The organism is Vibrio sp. 1641 (assembly GCF_033339995.1).
In the GTDB taxonomy this organism is placed as follows: Bacteria; Pseudomonadota; Gammaproteobacteria; order Enterobacterales; family Vibrionaceae; genus Vibrio; species Vibrio alginolyticus.
Map to the genome: position 1 here is coordinate 527,847 of NZ_JAWOVP010000003.1, position 16,018 is coordinate 543,864.

At 43.4% G+C, this 16,018-nt stretch carries 11 protein-coding genes; 9 read left to right on the forward strand and 2 right to left on the reverse strand.

Annotated features, from left to right (window positions below; all coding sequences use genetic code 11):
* Positions 1-62: 62 nt before the first annotated feature.
* Positions 63-833: an ABC transporter ATP-binding protein gene (locus tag R7Z47_RS10225; protein ID WP_005378438.1), complete on the reverse strand. Its 771-nt coding sequence runs from the start codon at positions 831-833 to the stop codon at positions 63-65.
* Between the two features lie 264 nt (positions 834-1,097).
* The gene (locus R7Z47_RS10230; RefSeq protein WP_262638026.1) at positions 1,098-2,573 is read right to left on the reverse strand and encodes a 54K polar flagellar sheath protein A; all 1,476 of its coding nucleotides are present in this window, start codon (positions 2,571-2,573) and stop codon (positions 1,098-1,100) included.
* 453 nt (positions 2,574-3,026) lie between these two features.
* Between R7Z47_RS10230 and R7Z47_RS10235 the strand changes: the two genes are divergently transcribed.
* From R7Z47_RS10235 to R7Z47_RS10275, 9 genes are all read left to right on the forward strand, one after another.
* On the forward strand, positions 3,027-4,574 hold the full coding sequence (locus tag R7Z47_RS10235; protein ID WP_005378441.1) for a DUF3360 family protein: 1,548 nt from the start codon (positions 3,027-3,029) through the stop codon (positions 4,572-4,574).
* A gap of 303 nt (positions 4,575-4,877) precedes the next feature.
* Complete coding sequence (pflB, locus tag R7Z47_RS10240; protein WP_005378442.1) at positions 4,878-7,154, forward strand: formate C-acetyltransferase; 2,277 nt, start codon at positions 4,878-4,880, stop codon at positions 7,152-7,154.
* A gap of 152 nt (positions 7,155-7,306) precedes the next feature.
* Complete coding sequence (locus R7Z47_RS10245; RefSeq protein ID WP_005387855.1) at positions 7,307-8,284, forward strand: lipid A deacylase LpxR family protein; 978 nt, start codon at positions 7,307-7,309, stop codon at positions 8,282-8,284.
* A gap of 211 nt (positions 8,285-8,495) precedes the next feature.
* Complete coding sequence (gene pflA / locus R7Z47_RS10250; RefSeq protein ID WP_005378444.1) at positions 8,496-9,236, forward strand: pyruvate formate lyase 1-activating protein; 741 nt, start codon at positions 8,496-8,498, stop codon at positions 9,234-9,236.
* Positions 9,237-9,390: 154 nt separating this feature from the next.
* A complete protein-coding gene (locus R7Z47_RS10255) occupies positions 9,391-10,056 on the forward strand; it encodes an energy-coupling factor ABC transporter permease (RefSeq protein WP_005378445.1) in 666 nt (221 codons plus the stop codon).
* A gap of 136 nt (positions 10,057-10,192) precedes the next feature.
* The gene (locus R7Z47_RS10260) at positions 10,193-10,693 is read left to right on the forward strand and encodes a YfbU family protein (RefSeq protein WP_064367974.1); all 501 of its coding nucleotides are present in this window, start codon (positions 10,193-10,195) and stop codon (positions 10,691-10,693) included.
* A gap of 492 nt (positions 10,694-11,185) precedes the next feature.
* The gene (locus R7Z47_RS10265; protein ID WP_005378447.1) at positions 11,186-13,120 is read left to right on the forward strand and encodes a PrkA family serine protein kinase; all 1,935 of its coding nucleotides are present in this window, start codon (positions 11,186-11,188) and stop codon (positions 13,118-13,120) included.
* A gap of 47 nt (positions 13,121-13,167) precedes the next feature.
* Positions 13,168-14,439 carry a YeaH/YhbH family protein gene (locus R7Z47_RS10270; RefSeq protein WP_005378448.1) on the forward strand — a complete coding sequence of 424 codons (1,272 nt, stop codon included), beginning with the start codon at positions 13,168-13,170 and terminating at the stop codon, positions 14,437-14,439.
* Between the two features lie 11 nt (positions 14,440-14,450).
* Positions 14,451-16,010 (forward strand): SpoVR family protein, encoded by a 1,560-nt coding sequence (locus tag R7Z47_RS10275; RefSeq protein ID WP_005378449.1) that lies wholly within the window; start codon positions 14,451-14,453, stop codon positions 16,008-16,010.
* Positions 16,011-16,018: the final 8 nt, after the last annotated feature.

Sequence of the window (16,018 nt, forward strand, 5' to 3'; positions counted from 1 at the left end):
ATTTTATTTCGTTTTGTTTGTTGTGTTGGCTTAGGAGGCAATAGTCTGCCGCCTAACAAATATTAGTAAATGGATGAGATAAACTGCTGTAATCGTTCTGAATCCGGGTTTGTAAATAGCTTAGCTGGATTTCCCTGTTCTTCCACTAAGCCTTGATGTAAAAACATCACATGGTTTGATACGTCACGCGCAAACGCCATTTCGTGCGTGACCACCAGCATAGTTCGCCCTTCATCTGCCAAATCTCTCATTACCCCCAGAACTTCTCCTACAAGTTCTGGGTCAAGCGCAGAAGTTGGCTCGTCAAACAACATCACCTCTGGGTCAACTGCTAGCGCACGGGCAATAGCTGCACGTTGCTGCTGACCACCAGATAAGTGCCCAGGGTAATAATCTTTACGCTCATACAAGCCTACTTTCTTAAGCAAGACTTCTGCATTTTCAATCGCTTGAGCTTTTGGCACGCCTAAGACATGAACAGGCGCCTCAATCACGTTTTCTAGTACGGTTAGGTGAGACCAGAGGTTGAAACCTTGGAAAACCATTGCCAGGCGTGAGCGAATACGTTGGACTTGCTTTTCATTAGCAGGAACAGATTCACCTGCTCTGTTGTTCTTCATTTGGATTAATTCACCATTTACCCAAATTTCGCCCGCGGTAGGCGTTTCTAGCAAGTTGATACATCTGAGAAAGGTACTCTTGCCTGAGCCGGAAGAGCCAATGATGGAGATAACATCTCCTTTGTGCGCGGCAAGTGAAATGCCTTTTAAAACTTCATTTTGTCCAAATGTTTTGTGCAGGTCTTTTATATCTAGCGCTGGTACATCATTCATGCGCCCTACTCCCTGTGTTTTTGTCACTGCAATTAAGGGACTCCGCCCTCTCTAATTCGGAACAAATTAGCACCGCCCCTTGAAACTTGCAACAAATTATTAACCTAAATAATTCGAATAGAAAGATACGATAGACAAATTAATATGCAATATATAGCAACATATTCTTCAAAAGTTGAATATTAAATATAAAAAAGCCCCTTTCAAAGGGGCTTAATAAATTTACAAAAGTGTTAATTGAAACCTATTCGAGGTCGCAATGAATTAATTAAAACGACTGACTACCAACGAGTTTGAAGTACGTAATGTCACTTCATTTTCCAAGCCTTCTTTTTCAGAAGTAATGATGCCATCTAGGTCTTCATCTAGTTCAGGCTCTGACGCTTCACCATTGGAAAAGAAGCTCATAAAAACTTTAGAATCAATATTACTATCTTCATTCACTACCAAAGCAGTGCGATTAAAATCGTCCGAAGCTGAAACTTTCAAACCGTTAACGGCCGATGTTGGGAAGTTGTAGTAATGCAATTCTGGAACAACAACAGAATCACTATCACTTGTTGTGAAAATGCGATGTGTGACTCTGTAGTCGCCTGAAGTTGCAAAGTAAGCGACACGAGTAAAGCCTTCAGTAGACGATGTTAAGCCCATGTCCAGATCAATCACGGACTCTGCACTTCCTTGCGTTGATACACTTGGTTTTGTGTTCGGCAGGTTATCAATATTTAAGTAAGCACTCGGATCAACGTCAATATCCCATCCGTCAGAGATCGTTTCGTTAAGTAGAGACTCCCAACCATTAACTTGATTCTCTGAGAACGCCATGTATACCCAAGTTTCTTTATTCGTTGCACTAGGGCGATTATATTCAACGGCCGTTTTATCCAGCTTCAACGCGTCATATGCAAAGCCGTTAGTAACAAAGCCAATGTTGAGCGAGTCGTAAGTATAGTCAGAAGACGAATAAATGTTTGACGTATTATCCGCCCTAACTAAGGCTATCTCACCAGTTCCCCACGAACCAATACCATACTGGTAAAGCGCTTTGTCGCTTGAACCTGATTCATACTGAAACAATGCCGTTGGTTCACCTTTAAGCCCCATCAGTTCATCAGTAGGCAACATATCAGGGTTCGGAGACGTGAAAATATCGGTTTGCGAGACAAAGTTGTAATCTCCGCCACCTGATTCAGCGTTTCGGTAATCTAAGTTAGTAAACTTATTGCTTGCTAAGTTACCGCCAGTAAAGCATTTGTTCAAAGAGTCTCGGTTTAGTGCAAAAGTAGCATTACGTAGTTTCTTATCTTGCAAGAACTCTTTTGAAAACGTGTTTACGCGAGCTTCTTTGCCGTTAAATTCTATTGCTTGAAACGTTACAAAGCCGCCGTCAGGGATATCTTCAAGATAAAACTTAAAGTTATCAGTGGTAGGTTTGATAATGTCTCCGGATCTTTTGCCATCGACATCAGAGTAGTAACCGATAACGTAGTTGGTCACTTGCTCTTTTGACGCTGCACTATAGGTTAAAACCGTTTTATCGCCGTTCAGCTCAGTTTTGTGGTCATATACAGTACAACCTTTCGTAGTTGCTTCACTTTCAGTCATTGTTGCTGGTATAGCAAAATCAAAAGTAAACGCAGTTTTCGGCGCTGCACCACCGCCACCGCCGCCACCGCCGCCGCAACCGACCATTAACCCTGAGATGATTGCCACTAGTGGCAGTACTTTAAGCTGTTTCATGTCTTTTTCCTAAACTGAGCGGCAATGATTAGCCAAAAAATTGTCTTTGCTCTGTCCAAAGCAAGAATAAAGCCAGCTTTATATAATCACCGTGAATATTGACATTTAATCTGCATCTCGTGCAAAAGGACAAAAAGTTCTAATTTTATGCAACTTGTGTAATGAAATTACACAAGATCTCCGCATCTCATTCGCATGCCAGAAACTTTCTGTAGTTTTATTTCACAACCATTCTTAAAGTGATCTAAATCAATCACCCTAAATGGCTATCTTGCTAGACTCCTGCCAAAAGATGAGGCTTTTTTTGCGCCTCAACACAATAAGTTATTAGCTATGCTTAGGCACAGTGTCGACGTGTAACAAATCTAACAATAGCTAGCATAAGCGTGCCGCAGGATGCGGATTAACACAATTGAATGAAGAATTCATAACTTTTAAATATATGAGGAATCTATGTCAGACGCAGTTAACAAAACGCACTCTGATTCAGATATCGAGACCAAGAGCTACCGTGAGCTTCATCGTCCAGCATCTGAGTTCGCAAGCCGTTCAGACTACCTAGACCACGAACTACAAATCATGAAGCCACGTCGTTTTGGCTTGAACTTGCCAGGTCGTGACTTCCGCTTTGAGCTTGAAGACCTTGTTCCAGCGCTTGCTGGTACTATCGGTATTATCGCAATGTACTCTGCGGTAATGATGTCTTGGGCTGAAGGTCTTACTGCAGCATGGGACCACGTAAACTTAGGCAAGGACTTTGCTATCGAAGTTGCGCGTGTAGAAATGCTCATCCCTGCACTTCTTTTCTGTGTACTTGCCTCTGGTTTTATTAACCCTAAAGCCAACCTAGCAGGCAACCACGGCCCAATGATCCCTCTTATTGGTACCATCGCTCTTGCTGGTGCTCACCCTCTTGCATTAGCAATTCTCATTGGTGTGTTTGGTTTGATTTTGAGCCTCTTAAAAGGTGGGTCAAAACTGGTTAACCTCACCTCTGAAGGTACGGCTGGTGGCCTTCTTATTTTCTTAGGTTTAACCGGAACCATGAGCCAAATTAACTCTATTCAAGCTTGGGCTGTTGGTTTGCAATCCGATACGGTTGCCGCTGGTAGCATGGGTTACATCGGTCTAATTGTTCTTGCGGTTACCATTGGCTTATACGCGTTCCTTGCTAAAGTGAACAAACGCTGGCTAGCGATCCCTGTTTGTGCCTTCACTGGACTTGCAATCGCACTTGCTCTTGGCGCAGGCTTCGATATTAAATTCGTAACCGAGACAGGCCTTCCAAACCTAAATCCAATCTACTGGTGGGGTTCAACAGAAGAAGGTTGGATGCTTGGTCTTCCTAATATGGAACACTTCATCGCTTCACTACCATTCGCCATTCTTGCGGTAGCAATGTGGTCACCTGACTTCTTGGGTCACCGTATCTTCCAAGAGATGAACTACCCACGTAAGAGTGAGAAAGTGCTGATGGACGTTGATGACACAATGACAATGTGTTCCGTTCGCCAAATGGTCGGTACTGCAGTGGGTGGTGGTAACATCACATCATCTTGGGGGACTTACATGATCCCTGCTGCAATCGCGAAACGCCCTATTCCTGCTGGTGCCATCTTACTAGGCTCTCTATGTATTATTGTTGCAATCCTTGGTTTTCCTATGGACGTTGCAGTATGGCCTCCAGTTATGCGCGTTGCTCTTCTCGTTGGTGTATCTCTACCACTGCTTGAAGCTGGCATGCAGATGGTGAAGGACTCGAAAGACTCACAAGCAGCAGGCATTTGTATCTTTGGTTCTGCCGTTGTTAATCCAGTTCTAGCTTGGGCACTAACTATGCTTTTAGATAACAACGGTTTAATTGGAGATAAAGAGCGCGCGTCTCGCCTATCATTTGTAGACAAGATTGTGATCCCAGTAAGCGTACTTGTTATCTGTTTAGTTGCTATGCTTGCAGTTGGTATGCTTGAAGGCCAGTATGGCATCCAAGCTTGGCTATAAGCTAGCAGTCCAGAAATTTGTGGGTAGCGCTCGTCGCTACCCCATTTTTATCGAGATTTTTGAGGATTTATTGATTTAGTTTAAGGTTTGCAAAAAAATTTTAGTTTAACCTCTAACTGTTGCTTAAAAAGAGAAACGTTAAAACTAGTGACAATATTTATAGTTTTGTAAATCGAATACGTAAATTTAAGACTATAAATATTGTTATTCATAAGAGTGTACTGTTCCCCTCTTTTATCTGGGGATAGCTGGCTCAACGGCGAAGCAGTACGTATTTTTTTCTACTAAAAAGGTAGGTATGTCATGGCAGAGCAATTTGCTAAAGCTTGGGAAGGTTTTGCTGCAGGCGACTGGCAAAACGAAGTAAACGTTCGTGATTTCATTCAGAAGAACTACACTCCGTACGAAGGCGATGAATCTTTCCTAGTTTCTGAAGGTACTGAAGCGACTAACAAGCTTTGGGCTAAGGTAATGGAAGGCATCAAACAAGAGAACGCGACTCACGCTCCTGTTGATTTTGATACTTCAGTTATCTCTACCATCACTGCTCACGATGCAGGCTACATCGAAAAAGACCTAGAAACTATCGTAGGTCTTCAAACTGACGCTCCTCTAAAACGTGCGATCATCCCTAACGGTGGTATCCGCATGGTTGAAGGTTCATGCAAAGCCTACGACCGCGAGCTAGACCCACAAGTTAAAAAAATCTACACAGAATACCGTAAAACTCACAACCAAGGCGTTTTCGATATCTACACTCCTCAAATCATGGCGTGTCGTAAATCTGGCGTACTGACTGGTCTTCCAGATGCATACGGTCGTGGTCGTATCATCGGTGACTACCGTCGTGTTGCTCTATACGGTATTGACTTCCTAATGAAGGATAAATTCGCTCAGTTCTCTTCTCTACAAGAGCGTTTTGAGAACGGCGAAGACCTACAAATGACAATGCAGCTTCGTGAAGAGATCGCAGAGCAACACCGTGCTCTAGGTCAAATCAAAGAAATGGCTGCAAAATACGGTTGTGATATTTCTCGTCCTGCTGAAACTGCGCAAGAAGCTATTCAGTGGACTTACTTCGGTTACCTAGCTGCTGTTAAATCTCAAAACGGTGCGGCTATGTCTCTAGGTCGTACTTCTACGTTCCTAGACATCTTCATCGAACGTGATATCGCGGCTGGTAAGCTAACTGAAGAACAAGCTCAGGAAATGATCGACCACTTCGTAATGAAACTACGTATGGTTCGTTTCCTACGTACTCCTGAGTACGATGATCTATTCTCTGGCGACCCTATCTGGGCAACTGAGTCTATGGGTGGTATGGGTCTTGACGGTCGTACGCTAGTTACTCGTACAAACTTCCGTTTCCTAAACTCACTATACACTATGGGTCCTTCTCCAGAGCCAAACATCACTGTTCTTTGGTCTGAGCAACTACCTGAAGGCTTCAAGAAGTTCTGTGCGAAAGTATCTATCGATACTTCTTCTATTCAGTACGAAAATGACGACCTAATGCGTCCAGACATGAACTCTGACGACTACGCGATCGCATGTTGTGTATCCCCAATGGTTGTTGGTAAGCAAATGCAGTTCTTCGGTGCTCGTGCGAACCTTGCGAAAACAATGCTTTACACCATCAACGGTGGTGTGGATGAGAAGCTAAAAATCCAAGTTGGCCCGCAAATGCCTAAGATCGAAGGCGATGTTCTTAACTACGATGAACTGTGGGAGAAAATGGACCACTTCATGGATTGGCTAGCGAAACAATATGTGACTGCACTAAACGCTATCCACTTCATGCACGATAAGTACAGCTACGAAGCGGCACTAATGGCTCTACACGACCGTGACGTTAAACGTACTATGGCTTGTGGTATTGCTGGTCTATCTGTTGCGGCTGACTCACTATCTGCAATTAAATACGCAAAAGTTAAGCCAATTCGTGACGAAGACGGTCTAGCAATCGACTTCGAAATCGAAGGCGATTACCCTAAATTCGGTAACAACGACCCACGCGTTGATGACATTGCATGTGAACTTGTTTCTGTATTTATGGGCAAAATCCGTAAGCTTAAGACTTACCGTGATGCAATCCCTACTCAGTCAATTCTTACTATCACTTCAAACGTGGTTTACGGTAAGAAAACTGGTAACACGCCTGACGGTCGTCGTGCTGGTGCTCCATTTGCTCCAGGTGCAAACCCAATGCACGGTCGTGACGAGAAAGGTGCTGTAGCATCACTAACTTCAGTTGCTAAACTGCCGTTTGCTGACGCACAAGATGGTATCTCTTACACATTCTCTATCGTACCTAACGCGCTAGGTAAAGATGAGGGTTCACAACGCGCTAACCTTGCTGGTCTTATGGATGGTTACTTCCACCACGAAGCGGGTATCGAAGGTGGCCAACACCTAAACGTGAACGTTCTTAACCGTGAAACTCTAGAAGACGCAGTTAAGCACCCAGAGAAATACCCTCAGCTAACAATCCGTGTATCTGGTTACGCTGTTCGCTTCAACTCTCTAACTGCAGAGCAACAAGCTGACGTAATCGCGCGTACATTCACTGAGTCTCTATAAGACTATAGCGAAATAACGTTCTAGTAATACAACAAAGGCTGATGCTAAGTAGCATCAGCCTTTTTTATTTCTTGAATGAAAGTTGTGATATCGCGAAAGACTTTTGCCCGCATTCTTACGTATGATGCGAAAAAAGTTAGCAAATAAAGTCTATGAGATTTAGTAAATTAATTATTCTTACCCTTCTTTCTCCAGTTGCAATAGCATCCACTAAGTCTACGGTTTCTTTTACCATCGACAACGATGGTATTTTTGGCGTCGATCAAGACTATACGAATGGTGTTTTCCTTTCTTACGCGACAGACCAACTGACACAAGAAAGCCAATGGAAATGGCTGAGTCTAGCTAACTCAGAGCACGCCAATATCGATAAAATAGAGTTGGTTCTTGGCCACAAAATGTGGACTCCAAGCGACATTGAAGCCGATTATCCACTAATCAATGATCGCCCATATGCCGGTTACCTACACACCGAAATCAACTACCTTTCCCTAACGAGTGACAAAGCTGTACGGTACAATTTCACCATAGGAGCTACGGGTGAAAGTTCGCTATCAGAAAAGGCGCAAGAAATCGTTCACGGCATAACAGGATCGACGGACCCTCAAGGTTGGGATTACCAGATTGAAGATAAAGTTGCGTTCAGCCTTGGTTACCGCGTATTTAACAAATTGATGCGCAGCGAAGAACAAAAAACACAATGGGAGATCACCAACATTAACGACATCAATGCGGGTAACTTCCGTAGTGATGTCTCTCAAGGCGTCATGTTTCGTTGGGGTACAAACCTAGCGAATAGCATCGGAGCAGCCAATATCAGTGTCGAAAGCCCTTTCTCAGCAAGTATGATCGCTCAGAACACGTCGAGTTGGTTCTTGTTCACCGGGTTTGAAGGTCGTTACCGCTTTAATGACATGACTATCGAAGGAGATCGTCCTGGCATTCCTGAACCGTCAGCGCCATACGACGTCACACTGCAAAATTGGCAAGCAAGTGCCGTCGCGGGGGTATCTTGGTACAACCAAAATTACGGTGCAAGCATCACCTTTACGATTAAAACACCGGATTATGAAGAAGCCCAAACCGATGTTTATGGGACAGGCTCGTTCTCCGTGTTCGCCTTTTTCTAAAAACTGGATTATCCCAGCATCGAAGTCAATCTAGATACACGGCAAGTTCTCGGGGTAGGTATTAACCACCTCGTGTTCAAGCGTTTATGTAGATTGGCTCCATCTATTTTCTTTCTTCAAATAACCTTGCCTTTAGTACCGACAAAGCTGTTTTAACCCTGCTTTTTGTAATAAAATAACAGCTAGAATTTACTAGTAATGAGAGCAAAAGATGTCAACAGCTGGTCGTATTCACTCATTTGAGTCATGTGGTACCGTAGACGGACCTGGTATTCGATTTATCGTCTTCTTGCAAGGTTGTTTAATGCGCTGTAAGTATTGCCATAACCGCGATACTTGGGACACGCATGATGGCAAAGAAGTCACGGTTGAAGAAATCATTTCCGAAGCGAAAAGTTACCGCCACTTCATGAATGCATCAGGCGGTGGCGTTACTTGTTCTGGCGGCGAAGCGATGCTTCAACCGGAATTCGTACGTGATTTTTTCCGCGCTGCTAAAGCCGAAGGCATTCATACATGTCTAGATACTAACGGTTATGTTCGTAAGCACACTGATGTTATCGATGAAGTACTGGATGCAACAGACTTAGTCATGCTTGACATCAAACACATGAAAGACGAAGTGCACCAAGATCTCATTGGTGTATCCAACCGACGCACATTGGACTTTGCTCGTTACTTGCAAAAAATCGGAAAGAAAACATGGATTCGCTATGTCGTCGTGCCTGGTTACACAGATGACCCAGAAGCAGCACACATGCTTGGTGAATTTATTAAAGACATGGATAACATCGAAAAGGTCGAGTTACTTCCTTACCACAAATTAGGGGCTCATAAGTGGGAAGCGTTAGGCTTAGAATACCCACTCGAAGGCGTAAACCCGCCACCGAAAGAAACCATGGATGAAATTCAATCCATTCTTGCTCAATACAACGATAACGTAAAATACTAAGTGAACCGCAAGACTAACCTCTTTAAAATACCAGCTTATTGCTGGTATTTTTTTGATTATATCTAAGCCTTATCAGTGAGTTTCTCTGCGGTCATTTAGGTATAAAAAGAACGATAGAAATGATTGCGTCATGTTCGCATAGGAAGGAAGTAACATGGATTTGTTTAACTTAGGCTCTCTTGTTGTCTCAATTTGGATAGTAGTAGTCTACTGCCTACCAGATTGGAAAAAAGTCGTTTGGCCCAAACTGGAAAAAGAAAAAGGATTTCAGCACCTCGTTTTTGCAACGCTCTTCTTTTTCAGTATTTTATGGACAGCTCAAGCAGGTGTAAAAGAAGGATTACAGATTCATTTTCTTGCACTAACAACGCTGACGATGATGTATGGTTGGCGCATGGCATTTCTACTCAGCATTCCCGCTATGTTGGTCAACCACCTACTACATGATGTGTCCTTGCTACTCTTACCCACGTCGTTAGTTCTATCAGCCCTAATTCCGATTTTCATTAGTTACTTAGTGTTTCTTCTGAGTTACCACTACTTGCCACGAAACATTTTTGTTTTCATCTTCGTTGCTGGATTTTTCAATGGCGCGATAACAGGAAGTCTGCACCTCATCATTAACTCTTTTTATCACCTATCAGTTGGTCACTACGATTGGGAAACCATTCAACATAACTACTTTGTTTTTGTGCCGTTGCTCGCCTTTCCTGAAGGTCTACTAAATGGTATGGCACTGGCGGTTTTAACCGTATTCAAGCCAGAGTGGCTGAGAGTATTTTCAGACCGAGACTACATATACAATCATTACCATAAATAAGTGTTTTCAAACTGGTCAAAAGTGACAGTTCTTGCCATTTTTTAGTATTAAATATGTGTTGAGATCATGTTTCACTCATGTCTTAAGCGTTAACCTAAGCACATTAAAAATGTATTAGATATCTAGTGAGGTCACCATGGAAATGTCAAACGCTCAACGTTTGATTCTATCAAACCAATACAACCTTATGTCTCAACTTGATCCAAGTAATGCGGCCAAATACAAACGCTTACAAACGATCGTTGAACGTGGTTATGAACTACAAATGCGAGAGTTGAACAAAGATTTCGGCTGCCTCTCAGAAGCAGAATGTCGTGAGATCATCGACGTTATGGAGATGTATCATGCGATGCAAGAATCTTACAACATGCTAGACAATGAAGACCGCAGCAACGTAGATCAGCGCCGCTTGAAGTTCTTGGGATTTGATATCGCTTCAGAAGCGCAACAAGTACATTACGTACGTTTTCTCATCGATTCTGAAGGTTTGTACCCTCAGTTTGACAAGGCAGATCATCACTTTAACAGCCAAATGCCGATGCTAGATAAATACCGCCGTATGCTGCAAACTTGGCGTAACTGCCCTCGTCAGTATCATTTATGTGAAAACGAACTAGCGCAAATCTTCAGCGCATAAAATGGTCGTCTAAGATGAGGAGAGCGCCCGCTCTCCTTGTTATTTACCCTGTCACAAACTTATCTAAGACTTTGCTCTCTTCCTACCTCTTTCACTTACCTTGCTCAATGTAGAACAACGAATCACTGAGACTCTTCTGTCTTTGCCAAATATTTGATTTCTATTGCACCTATTCACGACATAAATTCGTCCTTAATAAAAGAGTGATTCAAATGTCACTTTTACAATAAATTCATAATTGTTAAGCAAAATTGCAAATCCCCGACTAGGCTTAAGTAGAGAAAGGCTGTGATTGAAAAATTCATATCCACCGCTCACCGTTGTAACGAAAAAACCGTCCATAAAGCAAAGTCTTTGGTGTCGCCAATCTTACATTCTGTACGAACCAAATGTGATAACAGGACGTATATTCAAACAACAACGAGCATAACTGTTGGTGGAAAGCCTGAATCAACGTTCGTCGGTAGACTGACTATTAAAGGGGAAAGCGACATGAGTATTTTCGACCACTATCAATCAAGATATGAAGCTGCAAAAGATGAAGAGATGTCGTTACAGGAGTTTTTAGCCCTGTGTAAAGATGACAAAAGCGCTTATGCTAATGCAGCAGAACGCCTACTGATGGCGATTGGTGAACCAGAGATAATCGATACGGCAAAGGATCCGAGACTAAGCCGAATCTTCTCGAATCGTGTTATCTCTCGTTATGAAACCTTTAAAGACTTTTATGGCATGGAAGATGCCATAGAACAAATTGTGTCTTACCTAAAACATGCGGCGCAAGGCCTAGAAGAGCGTAAGCAGATTCTTTACCTACTTGGCCCTGTAGGTGGCGGTAAGTCTTCGCTTGCAGAAAAGCTTAAGGCTCTGATGGAACAGATGCCTATTTATGTTCTTACTGCTAACGGCGAACGCAGCCCAGTGAATGACCATCCGTTCTGCCTATTCAAAGCCACAGAAGATGGCGATATTTTGAAAAAAGAATATGGCATCGAGCACCGTTATCTTCGCTCGATCATGTCTCCTTGGGCCGCTAAACGTCTTCACGAGTTTGGTGGTGATATCACCAAATTTAAAGTAGTGAAAGTACGCCCTTCTATCCTTGACCAAATCGGTATTGCCAAAACTGAACCAGGCGATGAAAACAACCAAGATATCTCATCATTGGTTGGTAAAGTCGATATTCGTAAGCTTGAACACTATTCGCAAGACGATCCAGACGCTTACAGCTACTCCGGTGCGCTGTGTAAAGCAAACCAAGGTTTAATGGAATTCGTTGAGATGTTCAAAGCACCAATCAAAGTGCTTCACCCGCTGTTAACAGCAACGCAAGAAGGCAACTTCAACGGTACAGAAGGCCTTTCTGCGATTCCATTCGACGGTATGATTCTGGCTCACTCAAACGAATCTGAGTGGCAGACCTTCCGTAACAACAAGAACAATGAAGCGTTCTTGGACCGTGTTTATATTGTGAAAGTACCTTACTGTCTACGTGTTTCAGAAGAAGTCAAAATCTACCAAAAACTTCTTGAAAACAGTGAGTTGTCTCAAGCCCCTTGTTCACCAAGCACGCTCGAGACTCTGGCACAATTCAGTATTCTTTCTCGACTTAAAGAGCCTGAAAACTCGTCCATCTTCTCTAAGATGCGCGTATACGACGGTGAAACGCTGAAAGATACGGATCCAAAGGCAAAAAGCTATCAAGAGTATCGTGATTATGCTGGTGTCGATGAAGGCATGAACGGTCTCTCAACACGTTTTGCCTTTAAGATTTTGTCACGCGTATTTAACTTCGACCAAACCGAAGTGGCAGCCAACCCTGTACATCTATTCTATGTGATTGAACAACAGGTTGAGCGCGAACAGTTCCCTGCTGAAACAGCAGAGAAATATCTCGAGTTCTTGAAAGGCTACCTAGTACCTCGATACGTTGAATTTATCGGTAAAGAGATTCAGACCGCTTATCTTGAGTCTTACTCTGAATACGGCCAAAACATCTTCGACCGATATGTCACCTATGCAGACTTCTGGATTCAAGACCAAGAGTACCGAGATCCAGAAACTGGTCAGCTATTTGATCGCTCTTCACTGAATGCTGAGCTAGAGAAGATCGAAAAAACAGCTGGTATTTCTAACCCGAAAGATTTCCGAAACGAAATCGTTAACTTTGTGCTTCGTGCGAAAGCGAATAACAATGGTCAAAACCCGGTTTGGACCAGCTACGAAAAACTGCGCACAGTAATCGAGAAGAAAATGTTCTCCAATACCGAAGAGCTACTTCCGGTTATCTCATTTAATGCGAAAACCTCTTCTGAAGATCAGAAGAAGCACGACGACTTTGTCGCTCGCATGATGGAAAAAGGCTATACCGAGAAACAGGTTCGCCTACTTTCTGAGTGGTACCTACGAGTACGTAAGTCATCCTAACCCAGTATTGAGTTAGGTCGCTTGTGAAACATGAAGAGGGCTATTTCATGGCGCAATTTATAGACCGAAGGCTCAATGGCAAGAACAAGAGCGCTGTTAATCGACAGCGCTTCTTGAAGCGCCACAAAGAGCAAATAAAAGAGTCGGTAGCAGACGCAGTGAATCGACGCTCGATTACGAATACGGAAACGGGCGAAGACGTCTCTATCCCTCACAAAGACATCAATGAGCCTATATTTCATCAGGGCAAAGGTGGTGTTCGCGAACGAGTTCATCCCGGTAACGATCAATTCATTACTGGTGATAAAATTGAGCGTCCCAAAGGTGGCGGTCAAGGTAGCGGCTCTGGAGAAGGGAACGCCAGTCCAGATGGAGAAGGCCAAGACGAATTTGTATTCCAAATATCAAAAGATGAGTACCTCGATATTTTGTTCGAAGATCTCGAGCTGCCTAATCTAGAAAAAAACCAAATTGCCAAAATCACTGAATGGAAAACACACCGTGCAGGCTTTCAAACTGCCGGTATCCCTTCCAATATCGCCGTAGTACGTTCTCTGCAACAATCTCTTGCGCGCCGTACTGCAATGACTGCTGGTAAGAAACGACTTCTTAAAGAGTTAGAAGACGAACTTGCTCGCATCAAAAATATTGAACCTGCTCAGCAGTTTGAAGAGAACCGCTTGAAGGCTGAAATTGAAGAACTGCGCAAGAAAATCGAAAGCGTGCCGTTCATCGATACCTTCGACTTACGCTTCAAGAACTATGAGAAACGCCCGGTACCATCGAGCCAAGCGGTCATGTTCTGTCTAATGGACGTATCCGGTTCGATGGACCAGGCAACGAAAGACATCGCAAAACGCTTCTATGTTCTTTTGTACTTGTTCTTAACTCGTACCTACGAGAATGTCGAAGTCGTCTTTATCCGCCACCATACCCAAGCGAAGGAAGTGGACGAGCACGAATTTTTCTACTCACAAGAAACCGGGGGTACCATTGTATCTAGCGCGCTCAAGTTAATGGATGAGATAGTAAAAGAGCGATACCCGATTGGTCAGTGGAACATATATGCAGCTCAAGCATCCGACGGTGACAACTGGGCAGATGATTCGCCAAGATGCCGGGATCTGTTAGTGAACAAATTACTTCCAAACTGTCAGTACTACTCTTACATAGAGATCACGCGGCGCTCGCACCAAACTCTATGGCATGAGTACGAAAAACTCACTGAAGAGTTTCCTAATTTCGCAATGAAAAACATTCGCTCTGTGGAGGATATTTTCCCAGTCTTTCGTGAACTATTCCAAAAAGAAACGGCGTAAGGAGGCTAGCGATGAATACCGCAACGAGAAACCTCTCAGGAGAGGCGCCTAAGAAGCGTAACAGTAAAGTGTTGCCAGATGGACCAGATTGGACATTTGAGCTGTTAGAGCGATACCACAAAGAAATTAAGCGTGTCGCGGAGCATTATCGCCTAGACACTTACCCTAACCAAATAGAAGTGATTACTTCAGAACAGATGATGGATGCCTATTCAAGCATCGGCATGCCAATCAATTACAACCACTGGTCATTTGGTAAAAAATTCATTCAAACAGAGCAGAACTATAAACATGGTCAAATGGGGCTAGCCTACGAGATTGTGATTAACTCCGACCCTTGTATTGCTTATTTGATGGAAGAAAATACGGTAACAATGCAAGCACTCGTGATAGCACACGCGTGTTACGGCCATAACTCTTTTTTCAAAGGTAATTACCTATTCCAAACGTGGACTGACGCCAGTTCTATTATCGACTATCTGCTGTTCGCCAAAAAGTACTTAGCCGAATGTGAAGAACGATATGGCGTAAAAGAAGTGGAAAAGCTGCTCGACTCTTGTCACGCGTTAATGAACTTTGGTGTAGACCGCTACAAGCGTCCAGAGAAAATCTCAATTACAGAGGAAAAAGCAAGACAAGAAGAACGCGAAGCATACCTACAATCTCAAGTTAATGAGCTTTGGCGCACCGTACCGACAGCCAAGACGAAAGAGGAAGACATTAAAGAGCGATTCCCAAGTGAGCCTCAGGAAAACTTGCTCTACTTCTTCGAAAAACATGCGCCGTTACTAGAGCCATGGCAACGTGAAGTTGTTCGGATCGTCCGTAAGATCAGTCAGTATTTTTATCCGCAAAAACAAACGCAAGTTATGAATGAGGGCTGGGCAACGTTCTGGCACTACACCATACTCAACCATCTTTATGATGAGGGCTTGGTGTCTGAAAAGTTCATTCTAGAGTTCTTACATAGCCACACCAGTGTCGTGGCTCAGCCGCCTTATAACAGTCCTTACTTTAATGGTATTAACCCCTACGCGTTAGGCTTTGCCATGTTCCGAGATATTAAGCGTATCTGCGAAGAACCAACTGATGAGGACAAGGAGTGGTTTCCAGACCTAGCAGGAACCGACTGGTTAGATGCAGTGCATTTCGCGATGCATAATTTCAAAGATGAAAGCTTTATTAGCCAATACCTTTCTCCGAAATTAATGCGTGATTTCAAGCTGTTTGCGATCAACGATGATGATCATAAGAACTTTATTGAAGTCGCTGCTATACACGATGAGATGGGTTATAAACGCATTAGAGAAACCTTAGCCGCTCAGTATAACTTATCTAATCTTGAGCCAAACATTCAGGTGTTCAATGTCGATGTCCGTGGTGATCGATCGCTTACGTTGCAGTACGTTCCTCACAACCGCATCCCACTTGATGATAGTTACGAAGAAGTTCTAAAGCACGTGTATCGATTATGGGGCTTTGATGTCATTCTCCAAGAAGTGAAAGACACCGGTCACCGAGAGGTGTTAGCGACCTGCCCTAAACGGAACCAATACGACACTAACATTTAACTAATACC